The following is an 18,540-nucleotide window of genomic DNA, read 5'->3' as shown; positions in this document are numbered from 1 at the left end:
TGATAAGTGCATAGAAAGAAAGAGGAAGGAGCGAGCGAAATGTTTTTAGCTCTGCGTGAATTAAAACAATCAAAATTAAGATACGGATTAATCGGACTGATTATGGTGTTATTATCATTTTTAGTTCTTGTTATTTCAGGATTAGCAAATGGACTATCATATGATAATGCTTCATCGATTCAAAATATGGAGGCAAACAAGTTCGTTTTAGCAGATGATGCGGAAAATAAATTACTTCGTTCACAAATTAAGAAAGATGATGTAGATAACGTAGTAAATCAAGTAGGCGAGAAAGAGGCAGTTCCGTTTCGTGTGAAAGTTTCAACGTATGAAAAGAAAGATAGTTCGAAAAAAGTGGACGTTGCTATTTTCTCAAGTGAACGTGATTCATTTTTAGAGCCGAACATTGTAAAAGGTGAGAAATTAGGCACAGCAAATAACGAAATGGTTGCTGATGAATCGATTAAAGAAAAAGGAATCGATATTGGAGATACAATTATTGATCCTGTTTCAAAGAAAGAATTTACAATCGTTGGATTTACGAAAGATCAAATGTTTAGCCATACACCAGTTGTATATGTAAATGAAGATGTATGGGGATCTATTTCACAACCAAACCAAAAAGATTATAGTGCAATTGCGCTGAATACAGATAAAGAGATTAAAAATGCTCACGTTATCGATAAAAAAGAAGTACTGCAAAGTATTCCAGGATTTAAAGAAGAGCAAGGAACATTAACGATGATCATTGCATTCTTACTTGTTATCGCTGCGTTATTAATCGGTGTATTCTTCTACGTCATTACGTTGCAAAAAACACAGCAATTAGGCGTATTAAAAGCAATCGGTACTAAGAACTCGTATTTAGCAAATAGCTTAGTCGTGCAGGCGTTATTCTTATCAGTCGTTGCGATGGTAATCAGTATTGTTCTTGTACAAGGATTAGAACAAATTTTACCAGCAGGTATGCCGTTCTTATTAACAACACCGATGATTGCACAATATGCAGCAATCTTTATCGTCATTAGTATTTTAGGAACACTTATTTCGTTATATCAAGTATTAAAAGTTGATGCATTAGAAGCGATTGGAGGCGGGATGTAATGACTTCATTATTAAAATTAGACAAAGTAAGTAAAGTGTACGGAGAAGGGAATACAGAAGTAACAGCCCTTCATCCGATATCGCTTGATGTGAAAGCTGGAGAATTTATCGGAATCGTCGGTCCTTCTGGATCAGGGAAAAGTACGTTATTATCAATTGCGGGTGCTTTATTATCGCCGTCAAAAGGGGATATATACATTCGTGAACAAAATATTACGCAGTTATCCGAAAAGGAAATGACAGATATACGTTTGAAAAAGATCGGTTTCATTTTCCAGTTCGCAAACCTTGTTCCGTATTTAAATGTGAAAGAACAGTTACTTTATATTGCAAAGCTGAAAAAAGACAACAAACAAGAGTCTGAAAAGCGTGCGGATCACCTATTAGCGGCATTTGGATTAGGAGAAAGAAAAAATCATTATCCAAATCAACTATCTGGTGGAGAAAAACAAAGGGTGGCAATCGCTCGTGCGTTCATGAACAACCCAGATTTAATACTAGCAGATGAACCAACGGCAAGCTTAGACTCAAAACGTGCACGTGAAGTCGTTGAAATGATGAAACGTGAAGTGAAAGAGAGCCAAAAAGCAGCTATTATGATTACACATGATGAAAGAATGCTTGATGTATGTGATCGTATATTGACGCTTAGAGATGGACAGTTAATATAAAGAAAAAGGCCAACCGCACATGCGGTTGGCCTTTGTATAATTGTTTTTAATAAGTATAATGGCTTTATTTTGAGAATAACGTTTTAATTTTATTTCGTGTTACTAATAAAACGCTGCCTAATACAGATAACATACCTAAAGCCATATTATTTGATTGCTCACTACCAGCGTTAGGAAGTTCTCTAGCGTTATTGTTTTTAGTACTATTATCTGCTTGCGTTTGTTTCGATTGTGATATTTCATTAATTTTGTTATCAACATTTTGCTTCGTTGTATGTACCTCAGCTAATTTGTCATCAATTTTTTTCTCAGTATGTTTAAAGTCGTTGATTTTAATATCTAAGTCTTGTTTTTTCTTTGTTAAATCGTCTGAAACAGTTTGTTTCGCTTGTTTAATTTCGTTAATTTTATTTAGTAAGTCTTGTCTAGCCTTTTGTAATTCAGCTAGCTTATTTTTCACATCTTGTTTAGCTAGTTCTAAGTTAGCGGAAAGACTATCTAAATTGCCTTTAATTTTCTTAAGTTCCTCTAACGTATTCCCAGTATTCGGCTTGTTTTCTTTTAACTCAGCAAGTTTGTCCTCAGCAGTTTGTTTCGCTTTCTTTAACTCAGCTAATTTTTCATCTACTTGTTTTTTAACTTCCTTAAGTTCATTAACCTTTTGATCAATGTTCTCTTTATGTTGCTTAATTTCATTCACTTTTTCATCGACAGTTTGTTTATGTTCTTTAATCTCATTAACCTTGTTATCGATATTTTGCTTATGTTCTTTTACTTCAGCAACTTTATCATCTACTTGTTTCTTATGCTCTTTAATCTCATTGATTTTCTCATCGACGATTTGTTTGTCTTGTTGAAGTTTTGCATCTAACTCTTGTTTATGTTGTTTCATTTCGTTAATTTTTTCATCAGCAACTTGCTTACGTTCATGTAGTTCATTCACCTTAGTATCAACATTTTCCTTAACTTGGTTAAGTTCATTTAATGTTTGATCCACATTTTCTTTGTGCTGCTGTAATTTCGCATCTAACTCTTGTCTATGTTGCTTAATTTCAGCTAATCGATCTCCTGTATTTTGCTGTGGAGTAGTATCATTTACTTCCGCATGGGCCGAGTTTGCGCCTGCAATCATAGCTAAAGCTAGTGTAGACGCAGCGATTGTTTGTTTTGTTTTCATATTTTTGTACCTCTTTTCTTTCATATGCATGAGCTGTTTTGTGTAGAATTGAGCATATAGAAGTAGATTATTTTATTATTATATACCATGTGCGGTGACTAGAGGAAGTATTTACATATTAATCTAAGAATATGTAATTTTTAAAATCTCTTATTTAGGGGGAGGGGACAAATCTTCAGCAAGATGAACAATTTCTTCTATACTAAGGTTTACATCCTTACTATTGCGAATAATAAACAAATGATCAGCCTCGTTTTCTATAGGATCTATTGTATCCTCATGCAGTGATTTAGCCTGTTGGCGATTGAGCATTTCTTTGAAACTAGAATAGTTACCCCTAAAAATATTTGTACTTCGTTTACTATGAGCCACTCTTTTATATAGGACATCAACAGGAATGTCAAAATGGACTAATATGCGTATATATTCGTTTTGTGGAAATAATTCATTTAGTAAATATACTCTTCTGTTTTTACTGCGATTGGAATTACAAATGATAAGGTGTAAATTTGTATATGCTTTTGCATAATCAACAATGAATTTTGAAAGACCATGCTTTAGTGTATTTGGCCCTTCAGTCGGCTGTAATTTTTTATAATGCGTGTTAATAAATGCAGCTTGGTTGTCTTGATCCATTATGAAAGAGTTACGTAACTCTTTTTCTAGCGCTCTAGCGAATGTAGTTTTTTCGCTGTGGGTTTTCCCTACTGTAATGATAACTAATCTTTTCATGACAGCCTCCGTTGGTACTGTTATAAACTGGAATATTCTATGCGAGAAGGAGTATTCCTGCTAGAAGATACACAAATTGCTAGAGTGAGGGCGAGCTGAAAACTTGATAAAAAAACTTATTTATGCTATAATTTACCAATATAAAAATAAAGTGTATAATAGGGTTCTCCTGGCCAGGGGGACCCTATTTTTGTTGTGAAAATGAAGGAGTGTATGTGCGTGAAACAAGGTGAAGCAAGTGTAACGTCGTTAGTATCAGCTTTTGGAAGGGCATATCATAGTGAGTTTGATAGTCCTAAAATCTTTGATGATTATGTAGCTAAAGATTTTCTTTCACAAAAAGAACGTAACAATATTGAAATGAATATGGTTCAAGGAATACATTTTTTCAATAAAGATATTGCAGAGCAGTTTGAAGATAATCCGAAAGAAATATTAAAATGGATTACACAAGTTCAGTTATCACCAACACCTTTAGCACGTGCAGCATATTGTGAAAAGGTATTACTACATGAAATTACACTAGGAGCAAAACAATATGTCATACTCGGTGCAGGTTTGGACACGTTTAGCTTTAGGCACCGAGAATTAGAAAATAAAATAGAAATATTTGAAGTGGATCACCCTTCTACGCAAGCGTTTAAGAAAATAAGAGTGAAAGAGGCAGAATTTGAAATTCCAAATAACCTTCATTTTGTTTCCATGGATTTTACGAAAGGATTTTCCTATGAACAGTTACGCAATGAAGGATTTGAAAATAAAAAGACTTTCTTTAGCCTTTTAGGTGTTACGTACTATTTAACGAAAGAGGAACTTTCCAGTTTAATAGAATGTTTATTCGATTTGGTTCCAGCAGGGAGTTCCATCGTTTTCGATTATCCTGATGAAAACTTATTTATAGAAAAAGGGTTGTCCAATCGAGTTGAAAACATGGTGAAAATGGCTGCGGTAGGCGGAGAACCGATGAAATCATGTTTTTCTTATACCGAAATAGAAGCACTGTTAGAAAAGTCGGGCTTACTCATTTATGAGCACTTATCACCAGTGGACATAAATAAATTGTATTTTGAAGGAAGAAACGATTATTTAGAAGCTTTTGAGACGGTACATTATGTGCATGTGGTGAAAAGGTAAGAAATTAGTAGGCATGGGGAGGAATCTCTGTGTCTTTTTTGTATTAAATTTCCTGCCCTCGAATAAAGAACAGTAAAACCCCTAAGTATGTAGAACTTTGATTTTTATTACAATTTTGTAAGGTTAAGTAATAAAAATCGATAGAATAGGATATTAGAATGGGATATTCTAATCGATGGGTAGAATATTCTGAAAAAAAGGGGTGTAGCAAATGAAGAATAGACAAAAAGCATCGATAATATGCAAAAGTATTTTATGTTTAATGATTTGTATATTCATTATGAATGAAGCATGGTTTACAAATGTGGTGAGGGCAGAATCGGGCACGTTGACTAATAGAAGTATAGAGAATTTCAAAAAAAAGATGGATGAACAGGTACCAAAATGGCAGGAGAATTATGAGGTACCAGGGGTTGCAATAGGTATCGTACATGAGGGGCGTATTGCTTATACACTTAACTACGGTTATGTAGACAAAAAGACAAAAAAAGCGGTGAGTGATGATACATTGTTTCAAGCTGGTTCTATATCTAAAAGCCTTACAGCGTGGGGAATCTTGCATCTTGTAGATGAAGGACGTTTATTACTAGATGATCCCGTTGGAAAATATTTGACCAAATGGAAATTACCTAATTCAGAGTTTAATAATAATGAAGTCACGATAAGAAGATTGTTAAGTCATACAGCAGGGCTGTCTGCACATAAAGGATACCTCGGGGTTGCACCAGGGAAACATCTTGACTCTATTGAGGAATCTCTGTCTGGAAAAGGATGGCTTAATGAACCAGTGGAGGTTACCAATAAACCAGGTTCAGAAACAATTTACTCTGGTGGCGGATATACAATTTTACAACTTGTAATTGAAGAGGTTACCGGAATACCGTTTGATCGTTATATGGAAGAACAAATTATGAAACCTTTAGGAATAAAATCTAGTTCATTCTTACAACGTCCTGAAAACCATAACCTTTCGAAAGCTTATGGATATTTTGGAGAGGAGCTCCCTAGTTACCAATTTACCGAACAGGCTGCTGCAGGTCTTAAGACAAATGTTACGGATATGATGACATTGATACTTGCAAGCATGGATGCAAATAATAAGGGGAATGGTGTCATCAAAAGTGAACATGTTGAAGAAATGCAAAAGCTAGTATTAGGGGAGAATGGTTTAGGTATATTTGAAAAAAAACTATCTAATCAATGGAAATTACTTTATCATTCTGGTGACAATCGAGGCTGGCATTCTTTTTATGGTTTCATTCCTAATACAAAGGATGGATTGGTAATCCTTACAAATGGTGAAGGTGGTATAGACTTACGACAGGATATTTACCACGCATGGATTGAATATGAAACGGGAAAATTACCTGAAAGTTACTTCTCTCTAGCTGAGCAGAGAAAAAACAACTCTATTACATCAATTGTTATTGGAGCCACACTTGGTTTATATTTGCTGCTATTTGTGATTAGATTGTACAAAGGTAGAAGAACTTTCATTTTTAAGCAAGAGAAGAGATCCTACATCGGATTAGTAGTTAGGACATTTTTACTTATTATTACTGCTATCCTCGTATTTTGTGCTGCCTATTTGTGGAGAGTTTTCAGCTTGAATTCCGGTAATACAATAAATTTTATTCTAATAATGGTATGGATTATAACATTATTAATTAGTGGATTTTTCCCGAAAATTAAAAGTAATAAAAAACAACGTATGAAACGAAAAGATTTAACATCAAAATTTACATGTATGTAATGTTAAAGGCTAGAAAGCTAGATTGGCGCGAATCTCGAATTGTGGAGTGCAATGAAAAGACAAAATCTCTTAAAAAACAATTAATTTTTCACTCCATTAGCCTTTACAATCTCTCCCTATAATATGAATTGGACAAGCACCTAAGAGAAAGCAGAATATGTCAGTTTGTACATTCTATTATTAGGGGGAGAATTTGTATGAAAAAGACAGTTGCTTCGTTAGCAGTTATGGCAGCATTATTACCGACGTTTTCAGTGCATGCGGAAGGGAAAGAGCAAGTCCGAAAATCAGCTACAACTTTTAACGTTATTAGTGATATTCAAGGGGATTTAGGGGACTTTGATCACGTGTTAAAAGATATGAGCAAAGTGACGCCACTTTCTAGAGCGCTTATTATGAATGGGGATATAACGCCAACTGGACAGCAGTCACAATATGATGATGTGAAGCGTGTGTTAAACAAAAATAAACATCCGGAAAATGTATGGTCAACTGTTGGGAATCATGAGTTTTATGCTGGGAAATGGACAGCTGATGGGAAACTTTCTCAAAATACATGGCCAAATGGTGTAACTGAGGAAACGCTATTTAACCGTTATCTGAAGTTCAGTGGGCAAGAAAAGGTATATCATAAAAAAGAATTAGACGGTTATCCGCTTTTATTTTTAGGAACTGAAAAATATATGAAATACCACGATTCAAAAATGTGGGACGAAGTATATATGAGTGATGAGCAATTAGGTTGGCTTAAACAAAATTTAGAAGAGTATAGTCAAAAAGATAAAAATAAACCAATTTTCATTTTCTCTCATCACGTTTTACCTGATACGGTATCCGGATCGAAACAATCACCATATTTACAAGATTATTTAAACGTGGATAAATTGTATGATATATTAAAAGACTATCCGCAAGTTGTTTTCTTCACGAGTCATACGCATTGGGATTTAAACTTACCTGACTGGGCTGGTAAAAAGAAAATTAAAGGCGGAGATGAAAAAGGTTTCACTGTTGTAAATACAGGCGGGATTGAAACAGGCTGGATGTCAGCAGGACCAAATGGTGGAGAGAAAACTGCTCCTGATGGATATTCATTTAAACAAGGACTGCAAGTGAAAGCATACGGTAACGATGTTGTCGTAACGGCTTACGATTATAAACGTGATAAGGATATTAAGAAATTATTAGTTAGTGATTCAAAAGTTGCGCAAATGGCACCAGATGTAACAGCTGATGATAGTAAAAACGTAATTGCCGGTGCAACTGAATACATGGAGTACTCTATAGAAGGAACGAATGAGTGGTATACGTATAATAAAGCAAATCCTCCGAATTTTGATGGAGATAAAACTGTATACGTACGTCATAAAGGTGAAATGAATTTAGAGCCGGGATTAACGCAGTTACTTCGTTTTTCGGTAAATAAGTGATTGGAGGGAGTCCGCATTTGAATGTGTGGGCTCTTTTTTTGTTGATGAGAAATGGGTGCTTGTCTGTCGTTTTTTGTCGATAGATCGATATATTAAGAAAATCGTTGATATATTGCAAGTTACGATCGATATATTTGAAAAACCGTTGATATATTGTAAGTAATGAACGATATATTTAAAAAATCGTTGATATAAATTTCATGTACCGTAATTAAGTTAAAATCATTAATACGGTTTTACTTATCAAAATGAAATTCTAATACATTTTTAACCCAGAAAGGTGACTTCATCATTTTTACATGTAATAATAGTATCGTTACATATATTGTGAAAGAAGTACAAAAGGAGCGTTACAATGAATTTAGCTAAATTCCCGAGAAAAAAATATACAGAATCATATACACCAATTGAAAAGTTAAACAATTTTTCTGAAGTACTTGGTGGGCCGACTATTTATTTTAAACGAGATGATTTACTTGGTTTAACAGCTGGCGGTAATAAGACGAGAAAGTTAGAATTTCTAGTTGCGGATGCACAGGAAAAGGGTGCAGATACGTTAATTACAGCAGGTGGTATTCAGTCTAATCATTGCCGCCTGACACTGGCAGCTGCGGTAAAAGAGAAAATGAAATGTATCCTTGTATTAGAGGAAGGGCTTGAGCCAGAAGAGAAGCCAGACTTTAACGGAAATTATTTCTTATATCACTTATTAGGTGCTGAAAACGTAATTGTTGTACCAAACGGAGCAGATCTTATGGAAGAGATGCAGAAAGTAGCAAAAGAAGTAAGTGAAAAAGGTAGTACACCATATGTAATACCAGTTGGTGGATCAAACCCTACTGGCGCAATGGGATACGTTGCTTGTGCGCAAGAAATTATGGCGCAATCATTCGAGCAAGGAATTGATTTCAGTACAGTTGTTTGTGTAAGTGGTAGCGCGGGTATGCATGCTGGTTTAATTACTGGTTTTTCTGGAACGCAAAGCCAGATTCCTGTAATCGGAATTAACGTAAGTAGAGGAAAAGCTGAGCAAGAAGAGAAAGTAGCAAAACTTGTAGATGAAACTTCAGCTCACGTTGGTATCCCAAACTTTATTTCACGCGAAGCCGTTACATGCTTTGATGAATATGTAGGACCAGGATACGCTTTACCAACACCAGAAATGGTTGAAGCAGTACAGTTACTTGCGAAAACTGAAGGTATTTTACTTGATCCAGTGTATACAGGTAAAGCAGTAGCGGGACTAATTGACTTAATTAGAAAAGGTACATTTAATAAAGAAGATAACATTTTATTCGTACATTCAGGTGGCTCGCCAGCTTTATATGCGAACACATCTCTATTTGCGTAAGTGTAAAAAGCATTGGGTATCCAATGCTTTTTTTTGTTATATAGCGGAATTGTTAGAAGGTGAGAAGTGGATTACATGGGTTCAAATGTAAAATGATTCGGATATCGTTATAATCGATTGTTTAAAAATATTATGAGATGGGCCCTAGTATGTATAAAGTTCGTTCTGCTTGCTACTGTTTTGTTTGATGTTCAGTATTTTATTACTAGATTAGCAAGTGATAAATTCAATAAGTTTTAAAAAGTTATAGGTGTTAGTTTGATTAAAGTATTGCTACAAATATTGACTTTATAAATAGAAGAAACCCAAACAATTTAATCAAAATGTTTGGGTTTTAATTTTAGATTCTTTACATTTTTATAAAAAAGATTGATCGTTTTATGTGGTCTACTTAAATATTTTGTCATTTTCAAAAAAAGTTCATTTATATATTCCTTCAAAATCTTATTCACATGTGTATAAAGGATTTAGTCAATAAAGAAGATTTAAAATGTTATGGTGAGAAAAGGGAATTGCTAAAAAGAGAATATCTATTCGAAGAGTTTGGCAAAATACTGCAAGGATAAAGTATTCTTGTGCAGATATGCAAACGATTTAAACGAATCAATGAAATTTATAATGAGGGAGCAAACAAATATATGAGTGAAACATTACATAAAAGAAAACCACCATATTTAATGCTTGTAATTCTTTTTATTGGGGCCTTTGTTTCATTTCTAAATAACTCGCTTTTAAATGTAGCTTTGCCATCAATAATGAAAGATTTAGACATTCAAGATTATTCAACGATCCAGTGGCTTTCTACAGGATATATGCTTGTTAGTGGTATATTAATTCCGGCATCAGCATTTTTAATAACCCGCTTCTCAAATAGGAGCTTATTTATTACATCTATGGTGATTTTTATTCTTGGGACTACCTTAGCGGCTGTAGCACCGAACTTTGGTTTATTACTTACTGGTCGGATGGTTCAAGCGGCAGGCTCTTCAGTTATGGGACCTTTGTTAATGAATATTATGCTAGTAAGCTTTCCGAGAGAAAAAAGGGGAACAGCAATGGGGATTTTTGGACTAGTTATGATTACAGCTCCAGCAATTGGACCGACACTATCAGGTTATATTGTAGAGTATTATGACTGGCGTTTGCTTTTTGAAATGATTTTACCATTAGCAATCATTAGCTTACTATTAGGGGTTTGGAAATCTGAAAATGTCATGAAACAAAATAAAAATGCAAAACTTGATTATCTCTCATTGCTATTATCTTCTGTCGGTTTTGGCGGTTTGTTATATGGATTCAGTTCTGCAAGCTCCGATGGTTGGATGGATACAGTTGTCGTAACAACTTTAATCATAGGCGCTATTGCCCTAATTGCTTTCATTATCCGTCAATTAAAAATGAATGAACCGTTATTGGATTTACGTGTTTACAAGTACCCAATGTTTGCACTTGCATCTGTAATTGCAATTGTCAATGCGGTGGCCATGTTTTCAGGTATGATTTTAACACCAGCTTATGTACAAAACGTCCGTGGTATTTCGCCGCTGAACTCTGGGCTGATGATGCTTCCGGGTGCGGTAATAATGGGGGTTATGTCACCAATTACAGGTAAACTATTTGATAAATATGGCCCTCGGATTCTTGGCATAGTAGGACTTTCCATTACAGCTGTTTCAACTTATATGTTGGCAAACCTGCAAATTGACTCTAGTCACACACATATTATTCTTATTTACACACTGCGGATGTTTGGGATGGCAATGGTGATGATGCCACTTATGACAAATGGTCTTAATCAATTGCCGACTCGCTTAAATCCGCACGGTACGGCTGTTAATAATACAGCTCAACAAGTGTCCGGTTCGATTGGTACTGCTATTCTTGTTACGATTATGAATTCTGTAACAACAACAAAAGCTGAAAGTCTAATGTCTGATGTAGATCCAACAACCTTCACAGCAGCTACGAAGGCAATAGTAACTCAGAAGGCTTTATTGTCCGGAATTCAGCATTCATTCTATGTAGCGCTTGGCATGAATGTTGTTGCACTGCTATTAGTTTTTTTCGTTAAACGTGTAGATACAAGTGCGGAAGCAGTCGATAGGTTAAATCGTTAGAGCAAAACAAAACTCTTGCTAATGATTCCTACAAGTTTTTTTGCTTATTAGTTCGAATATGAAGAAATCTAAATTTCCGCTGCTAAGGCGCCGGTATTTAAAGCTGGAAAAGAACCAGTGAAATAATTACATATAGTAAAAAAGATCTGATATTCATATCAGATCCTTTCAGATTGAAGACAAACACATTGTTCAATTAAATAATGTGTTTGCTTTTTATCTATTTCTCTATCCTTCTCAAGCTTTTTATGCGGTGTTTTTTTATTTTCACTCAATATTTTCTACATGTAAACACTTAGTTTCACAGTAATATCCTTTGCCGCCAACATAAACTTTTTCTATTTCATTCTTGCTATTGGTTGCTAATTTAACTAATATTTCGGAAGGCGAGTGTAAAGAATAACCTTGTTCAAATACATAGACTTCTTTTTGCAAGTAGTGCTGTTTATAAAGGTAGCAAGCTAATGCACCGTTTGAAGTTCCAGTCGCTGCTTCTTCATTGATATCGTATAGTGGAGCAAAGTTTCTGCATATAATTCGATTGTCATTAAAAGTATATAGATGCATCCCGACAACATTATAATACTTGCTGATTTCTTTAATTTTTTCAAAATTAGGTTGCATTGTATGTAATTGTGTTTCGCTTTTTATAGGAATTAAAATATCTTTTAAGCCCGTGGAGACAATTTGAATTGGGTATTTATTGTCTATATCTTTAATGTCAAAGCAGTCGATAAACTCATTTGGAGATATAACATCATAGAATATCGGTTCGTTTTGTTCCATGAATATGATGTCCTCTTTTATGGTAATAGTAAGAACACCGCTGTTCGTTTCAATCGTATAGCGATTCTTGAAAAGTTTATTTAAATGCATCAGTATCGTGAAAGAGCCAATTGTGGCATGCCCACATAAATCAACTTCTTCTTTTGGTGTAAAATACTCAATTTTATAATCAGCAATTTCAGATTCTGATATAAATGCGGTTTCCGCATAGCCCAGTTGTTTGGCTATTGCCATTTTTTGAGTAGTGGTCAATGTATTCTCCATAAATACCACTCCTGCTTTATTTCCGCCTTTATGATCCTTGCTAAATGCACTTGCAACATAAACGGATATTTTCATAAGACACCTTCTTTCCTCACTTATAGTAAATTGTAGCATGGAAAGCACTACGTATAAATGTTGTTGGATAAATTTACTATAAAGCAAGAGACAAACTATTTTTTAGCATCTGAACTCTCTGGAAATAGTTTCACTAGTCAAACATTACTTATCGTATTTGTTTGACTGGACATTAAAAACTATGGGCTTTCCAAATACTACAATCTTAAGCTCATCAACTTCTTTGTTTTGGGTATTCGCTTTTCTTAGCTTGACGGATATGTAGTGCAACTGTAGCTGTAAAATAAAGTGTGATCAAAATATGTGGGGAGTTTTTAGATTATCTTTTAACACCAACATTATAATGCTCCAATTATAATAATTCGCTTCATTGTAAGTTAGTATTTTTTTCTGCAAGTTATAAATCTAATGTCAACAAACAACTTAGATTACCAACCTTATAAGCAATATCATAATCATGAATAGTTAGGGAAAAGATAAAATAAGGTAATCAATTACATATCTTTATCCCAGGCGATTACTTGCTATCTTCTCTTTATTGAATGGGATATTTTATCCCGCTATTTGCCGGGCAGTAAGACCCCCACCTCAAAATTCAGCGGAAGCAAAGAAGTTAGGTGGGGGTCGGGCTGCCCGTAAAAGCCTGATTGGTGAGGGCTGATTAAAGTTTCACTTTATTTCATGCTTTTTGAAAGGGTGTTTTTAATGGATAAAAAAGTATCTGCCATTCCTCAGCCGAAAACATATGGACCGCTGGGGAATCTCCCATTAATCGACAAAGATAAACCGACCTTATCTTTTATCAAGATAGCGGAAGAGTATGGTCCTATTTTTCAAATTCAAACTTTAAGTGATACCATCATTGTCGTTTCTGGACATGAACTGGTAGCAGAAGTCTGTGACGAAACACGGTTCGATAAAAGTATAGATGGTGCTTTAGCAAAAGTTCGCGCCTTTGCTGGGGACGGGTTATTTACAAGTGAGACTGACGAGCCTAACTGGAAAAAAGCTCATAATATTTTGATGCCTACATTCAGCCAACGGGCAATGAAAGATTATCATGGCATGATGGTTGATATTGCTGTACAACTCGTTCAAAAATGGGCAAGACTGAATCCGAATGAAAACGTAGATGTTCCGGAGGATATGACCCGCCTTACATTGGATACAATTGGTCTATGTGGTTTTAATTACCGATTTAATAGCTTTTATCGTGAGACCTCTCATCCTTTTATCACTAGCATGAGCCGTGCTCTAGATGAAGCGATGCACCAATTACAGCGACTGGATATAGAAGACAAACTCATGTGGAGAACGAAACGTCAATTTCAGCATGATATCCAATCCATGTTTTCTTTAGTAGATAATATTATTGCTGAACGTAAAAGTAATGGAAATCAAGAAGAAAATGATTTACTTGCCCGTATGTTAAATGTGCAGGATCCGGAAACTGGTGAAAAATTAGATGATGAAAATATTCGTTTTCAAATTATCACTTTTTTAATAGCTGGGCATGAGACAACAAGTGGATTGTTATCTTTTGCAATCTATTTTTTATTAAAGAATCCGGATAAGTTGAAAAAAGCCTATGAAGAAGTAGATCGGGTATTGACAGATCCTACTCCAACATATCAACAAGTTATGAAACTTAAGTACATACGGATGATTTTAAATGAATCGCTACGTCTATGGCCTACTGCTCCAGCATTCAGTCTCTATGCAAAAGAAGATACAGTAATTGGTGGGAAATATCCAATTAAGAAAGGAGAAGATCGTATTTCTGTTCTTATTCCACAGCTACATAGGGATAAAGACGCATGGGGAGACAATGTGGAAGAATTCCAACCTGAACGATTTGAAGAGCCGGATAAGGTTCCTCATCATGCTTATAAGCCATTTGGAAATGGTCAACGAGCATGTATCGGTATGCAGTTTGCACTTCATGAAGCCACTCTCGTAATGGGAATGCTTCTTCAACATTTTGAATTAATCGATTATCAAAACTATCAGCTGGACGTAAAACAAACATTAACGCTAAAGCCCGGTGATTTTAAGATTAGGATCCTTGCCCGAAATCAAACGATCAGCCATCCTACTGTCCTTGCACCTATAGAAGAGAAGCAGAAAGACCATGAAATCAAGCAGCAAGTTCAGAAGACTCCTTCTATTATTGGAGCTGATAATCTTTCGCTGCTTGTTCTGTATGGCTCGGATACAGGGGTAGCAGAAGGTATTGCAAGAGAACTAGCAGATACAGCTAGTTTAGAAGGTGTTCAAACGGAAGTGGTAGCTCTTAACGAGCGAATTGGAAGTCTGCCAAAAGAAGGAGCAGTTCTTATTGTGACTTCTTCTTATAATGGAAAGCCGCCAAGTAATGCAGGGCAGTTTGTGCAGTGGTTGGAGGAATTAAAACCGGATGAGCTCAAAGGTGTTCAATACGCAGTTTTTGGTTGTGGAGATCACAATTGGGCTAGTACTTATCAGCGGATTCCAAGATACATTGATGAGCAAATGGCTCAAAAAGGAGCAACAAGATTTTCTACACGCGGAGAAGCAGATGCAAGTGGTGATTTTGAGGAACAACTCGAGCAATGGAAACAAAGCATGTGGTCTGATGCGATGAGGGCATTTGGACTAGAACTTAACAAAAATATGGAAAAAGAGCGCAGTACTTTGAGTCTGCAATTTGTTAGTCGTCTTGGAGGATCTCCTCTTGCCCGAACATATGAAGCAGTTTATGCATCTATACTAGAAAATCGTGAACTCCAATCATCCAGCAGTGATAGGAATACGCGGCATATCGAGGTATCCTTGCCAGAAGGGGCTACGTATCAAGAAGGAGACCACCTTGGAGTGCTGCCAATTAATAGCGAGAAAAATGTTAACCGAATTTTAAAACGCTTTGGATTAAATGGGAAGGATCAAGTCATACTGAGCGCAAGTGGGCGCAGTGTAAATCACATACCTTTAGACAGTCCTGTTAGTTTGTTTGACCTTATTAGTTATAGTGTCGAAGTGCAAGAAGCAGCCACTCGAGCACAAATACGAGAAATGGTGACATTCACAGCATGCCCTCCTCATAAAAAGGAATTGGAATCATTATTGGAAGAAGGAGTTTATCATGAAAGAATATTAAAGAAACGTATTTCAATGTTGGATCTTCTTGAAAAGTATGAGGCTTGTGAAATCCGATTTGAACGATTTTTAGAACTTCTTCCTGCACTCAAACCGCGTTACTATTCTATTTCAAGCTCGCCACTCGTTGCACAGGATCGTCTGAGCATTACGGTTGGTGTTGTTAATGCACCTGCATGGAGTGGGGAAGGGACATATGAAGGAGTCGCTTCTAATTATTTAGCTCAGCGTCATAATAAAGATGAAATTATCTGTTTCATTCGAACGCCACAATCAAACTTTCAATTGCCTGAAAATCCAGAAACACCAATTATCATGGTGGGGCCAGGTACTGGAATTGCACCATTCCGTGGATTCTTACAAGCGCGTCGTGTTCAAAAGCAAAAAGGTATTAACTTAGGACAAGCGCATCTATATTTTGGTTGTCGTCATCCTGAAAAAGATTATCTTTATCGTACAGAACTAGAAAATGATGAAAGAGATGGATTAATCTCTTTACACACAGCTTTTTCTCGTCTAGAGGGACATCCAAAAACATATGTACAGCATTTAATAAAACAAGATAGAATCAATTTAATTTCGTTATTAGATAATGGAGCTCATCTTTATATATGTGGTGATGGAAGTAAAATGGCTCCGGATGTAGAAGATACCCTTTGTCAAGCATATGAAGAAATTCATGAAGTTAGTGAACAAGAAGCAAGGAATTGGTTGGATTATTTGCAACATGAAGGACGATACGGGAAAGATGTTTGGACTGGAATATAAATTATCCTTAATTAGATAAGTAATATGTAACGAATGAACTTCTTTCGACTAAGTGTTACTTTACAAAATAAACGTATTGATAAAAATCCCGTATTTTTTATGGAATACGGGATTTTTCTATTTTTTAATAAGCTGGACTGATATTGTAGAAAAAGAAAAAATCTCATATGAAACTAAATTAGAGTGTTACACATAGAGTAGGGCCGTTCTATTAAAAAACTAAGTTTGATTAAATAAATGCGATAAAATCTTGTCAAAAATAATGAAATTTCAGGAAAAATAAGGTACACTAGTCAATGGTTTTGGTTTAAAATCGATTGACGTTAATGTCTATGGGGGAAAAATTGATGAACAACAATACAGTAAATGAATCAGTTGAAGAAGTTCATAAAAAACGAGTAAGATCAAGAAAACGTTTTCCAAATTGGAAATTTATCGCAGCGGGTGTTGGTATAATTGCGCTTCTCGTTGGGGGAGTGAGTTATTATCAGGTAACTCACTTCAATTCGAATGTTACGATTAATGACACCAAAGTTGGTGGTATGAGTGCTGATCAGGCAATACAGAAATTAAAAACATCTGGACTAGCAAATAAAGTTTATGTCGATCAACAACAAATTTTAGATGAAAAAGAGACAAAAACAGAACTTACGGAAAAAGATTTGCCTCAAGTTAAGAAGCTATTAAAAAGCCAGTGGACATTTTTCCCTTCCTCAAAGGAAAAAAATTATTCAGTGCTACCGAAAAAGGCGGATCAGTATCGTAGTGAAACGATGAAAAAACTTGTAGAAGAAAAGCTCGTTTCTATGAATAAAGAATTAAAAGCACCTCAAGATGCTATGGCGAAGCTTGAACAAGGAAAAATTGTTATTTCGAAGAGCGTTGATGGAAAACAGTATGACGTTACTAGTCTATTGAAAGATTACGACAAGCAGAAATATAAAAGCGAAATTCATCTGAAGTCTACATACATACAGCCTATTAAAGAAGACGATCCAATTATCAAAAAAGAGGAGCAAGCACTACAGAATCTTCTTGGGCAGTCCGTTGAATATAAAGTACAGAATGAAGTGTATCCTTTAAAAGCGAAAGATTTAATTCAAAATGCCTCTATGTCAAAGGATATGAAAGTGACAATCGATGCGAGTGACATTAAGAAAAAGATTACTGAAATTAATAATGCTAAATCAACATTAAATAAAAATTTCAGCTTTAAAACCCATTCCGGTTCGGTTATATCAGTAAAAGGACAAGGCTACGGCTGGGCACTAGATGTTGAAAAAGAAACAAAACAAGTTCAACAAGCTTTTGAAAAGGGTGAAAAATCGCTATCTGCTTCTAATATTCACGGAAATGGTTGGGAGAAGGAAGGTATCGGTTATGAAACAACAGCGAATAACGGTATTGGAGACACGTATGCGGAAGTTTCAATTGCAGATCAACAAATTTGGATTTATAAAGATGGCAAATTAGCAGTCACAACAAATGTAGTAACTGGTAAACATAGCACGAGTGAAGATACATCACCAGGTGTGTGGTACGTCCTATATAAACGAACACCATACACGTTGAAAGGAAGCGCAGTAGGTAAAGCTGATTATGCAGTTAAAGTAGATTACTGGGTACCATTCACAAATAGCGGTCAAGGATTCCATGATGCTGGCTGGCGAACAAATTGGGCGAATAATGCCTATTTAACAGGGGGATCAGGTGGGTGTGTTAACCTTCTTCCTAATGTTGCAAAAACTGTGTATGATAATTTGAACACGTATGATCCAGTTATTGTGTACTAGAAAATAGCAATCTTGCGTGAAGCGATGTATGTATGAAGAACTTAAATTAAAAAAAGAAGCAGAAAATCGTGAGTGATTTTCTGCTTCTTTTTTATTATGTATACTATGTACTTCTCGTGTGCGGGGGGAACTGTTATCTAGGTACATTTAAACATAACATGTGGTTATCAATTCAGAGAAAGGCATCTGATGGTATCTTTTCTTTATTTCCAAAAGGACTTGCTCAATATCATCATGAATTTTTATTGAT

The 18,540-nt window shown here is 35.4% G+C and carries 12 protein-coding genes; 9 read left to right on the top strand and 3 right to left on the bottom strand.

Annotated features, from left to right (window positions below; translation table 11 throughout):
• Positions 1-39: 39 nt before the first annotated feature.
• On the top strand, positions 40-1,104 hold the full coding sequence (locus tag ACUN26_RS12675; RefSeq protein WP_000477765.1) for an ABC transporter permease: 1,065 nt from the start codon (positions 40-42) through the stop codon (positions 1,102-1,104).
• The gene (locus tag ACUN26_RS12670; RefSeq protein WP_000202590.1) at positions 1,104-1,775 is read left to right on the top strand and encodes an ABC transporter ATP-binding protein; all 672 of its coding nucleotides are present in this window, start codon (positions 1,104-1,106) and stop codon (positions 1,773-1,775) included. The genes ACUN26_RS12675 and ACUN26_RS12670 overlap by 1 nt, the downstream gene beginning before the upstream one ends.
• A 64-nt stretch (positions 1,776-1,839) precedes the next feature.
• Here the strand turns inward: ACUN26_RS12670 and ACUN26_RS12665 are convergent, their stop codons facing one another.
• Both ACUN26_RS12665 and ACUN26_RS12660 read right to left on the bottom strand, forming a co-directional pair.
• Positions 1,840-2,952, bottom strand: a complete 1,113-nt coding sequence (locus ACUN26_RS12665) for an LPXTG cell wall anchor domain-containing protein (protein ID WP_000851012.1) — start codon at positions 2,950-2,952, stop codon at positions 1,840-1,842.
• A gap of 150 nt (positions 2,953-3,102) precedes the next feature.
• Entirely contained in the window at positions 3,103-3,684 is a 582-nt protein-coding gene (locus ACUN26_RS12660) for an AAA family ATPase (protein ID WP_000826965.1), read from the bottom strand.
• 213 nt (positions 3,685-3,897) lie between these two features.
• Between ACUN26_RS12660 and ACUN26_RS12655 the strand changes: the two genes are divergently transcribed.
• The 5 genes from ACUN26_RS12655 to ACUN26_RS12635 all read left to right on the top strand — a co-directional run bounded on the left by ACUN26_RS12655 (position 3,898) and on the right by ACUN26_RS12635 (position 11,469).
• Entirely contained in the window at positions 3,898-4,818 is a 921-nt protein-coding gene (locus tag ACUN26_RS12655; protein ID WP_073990643.1) for a class I SAM-dependent methyltransferase, read from the top strand.
• 211 nt (positions 4,819-5,029) lie between these two features.
• Positions 5,030-6,571, top strand: a complete 1,542-nt coding sequence (locus ACUN26_RS12650; protein ID WP_000797443.1) for a serine hydrolase domain-containing protein — start codon at positions 5,030-5,032, stop codon at positions 6,569-6,571.
• A 197-nt stretch (positions 6,572-6,768) separates the two neighbouring features.
• Positions 6,769-8,001 carry a DUF4073 domain-containing protein gene (locus ACUN26_RS12645; protein ID WP_000754301.1) on the top strand — a complete coding sequence of 411 codons (1,233 nt, stop codon included), beginning with the start codon at positions 6,769-6,771 and terminating at the stop codon, positions 7,999-8,001.
• A gap of 355 nt (positions 8,002-8,356) precedes the next feature.
• On the top strand, positions 8,357-9,352 hold the full coding sequence (locus tag ACUN26_RS12640; RefSeq protein WP_001046631.1) for a D-cysteine desulfhydrase: 996 nt from the start codon (positions 8,357-8,359) through the stop codon (positions 9,350-9,352).
• Positions 9,353-9,990: 638 nt separating this feature from the next.
• Complete coding sequence (locus tag ACUN26_RS12635) at positions 9,991-11,469, top strand: DHA2 family efflux MFS transporter permease subunit (RefSeq protein ID WP_000005107.1); 1,479 nt, start codon at positions 9,991-9,993, stop codon at positions 11,467-11,469.
• A 267-nt stretch (positions 11,470-11,736) separates the two neighbouring features.
• Here ACUN26_RS12635 and ACUN26_RS12630 read toward each other — a convergent pair whose 3' ends face one another.
• Complete coding sequence (locus tag ACUN26_RS12630; RefSeq protein WP_000704337.1) at positions 11,737-12,594, bottom strand: PhzF family phenazine biosynthesis protein; 858 nt, start codon at positions 12,592-12,594, stop codon at positions 11,737-11,739.
• Between the two features lie 705 nt (positions 12,595-13,299).
• On the opposite strand from ACUN26_RS12630, the gene cypD reads away from it, so the two are divergent.
• Together cypD and ACUN26_RS12620 are read left to right on the top strand one after the other, a co-directional pair.
• Positions 13,300-16,497: a bifunctional P-450/NADPH--P450 reductase gene (cypD, locus tag ACUN26_RS12625; RefSeq protein WP_000359053.1), complete on the top strand. Its 3,198-nt coding sequence runs from the start codon at positions 13,300-13,302 to the stop codon at positions 16,495-16,497.
• 347 nt (positions 16,498-16,844) lie between these two features.
• Positions 16,845-18,290, top strand: a complete 1,446-nt coding sequence (locus ACUN26_RS12620; RefSeq protein WP_001064111.1) for a L,D-transpeptidase family protein — start codon at positions 16,845-16,847, stop codon at positions 18,288-18,290.
• Positions 18,291-18,540 lie beyond the last annotated feature (250 nt).

The sequence above is a fragment of the Bacillus sp. WC2503 genome (genome assembly GCF_052682895.1).
This window is presented reverse-complemented; position numbering and strand designations above follow the sequence as displayed.

Excerpts from the sequence above, each read along its gene's own strand:
- ACUN26_RS12675 (WP_000477765.1), top strand. The coding sequence starts at position 40 with ATGTTTTTAGCTCTGCGTGAATTAAAACAATCAAAATTAAGATACGGA.
- ACUN26_RS12670 (WP_000202590.1), top strand. The coding sequence starts at position 1,104 with ATGACTTCATTATTAAAATTAGACAAAGTAAGTAAAGTGTACGGAGAA.
- ACUN26_RS12665 (WP_000851012.1), bottom strand. The coding sequence starts at position 2,952 with ATGAAAACAAAACAAACAATCGCTGCGTCTACACTAGCTTTAGCTATG.
- ACUN26_RS12660 (WP_000826965.1), bottom strand. The coding sequence starts at position 3,684 with ATGAAAAGATTAGTTATCATTACAGTAGGGAAAACCCACAGCGAAAAA.
- ACUN26_RS12655 (WP_073990643.1), top strand. The coding sequence starts at position 3,898 with ATGTGCGTGAAACAAGGTGAAGCAAGTGTAACGTCGTTAGTATCAGCT.
- ACUN26_RS12650 (WP_000797443.1), top strand. The coding sequence starts at position 5,030 with ATGAAGAATAGACAAAAAGCATCGATAATATGCAAAAGTATTTTATGT.
- ACUN26_RS12645 (WP_000754301.1), top strand. The coding sequence starts at position 6,769 with ATGAAAAAGACAGTTGCTTCGTTAGCAGTTATGGCAGCATTATTACCG.
- ACUN26_RS12640 (WP_001046631.1), top strand. The coding sequence starts at position 8,357 with ATGAATTTAGCTAAATTCCCGAGAAAAAAATATACAGAATCATATACA.
- ACUN26_RS12635 (WP_000005107.1), top strand. The coding sequence starts at position 9,991 with ATGAGTGAAACATTACATAAAAGAAAACCACCATATTTAATGCTTGTA.
- ACUN26_RS12630 (WP_000704337.1), bottom strand. The coding sequence starts at position 12,594 with ATGAAAATATCCGTTTATGTTGCAAGTGCATTTAGCAAGGATCATAAA.
- cypD (WP_000359053.1), top strand. The coding sequence starts at position 13,300 with ATGGATAAAAAAGTATCTGCCATTCCTCAGCCGAAAACATATGGACCG.
- ACUN26_RS12620 (WP_001064111.1), top strand. The coding sequence starts at position 16,845 with ATGAACAACAATACAGTAAATGAATCAGTTGAAGAAGTTCATAAAAAA.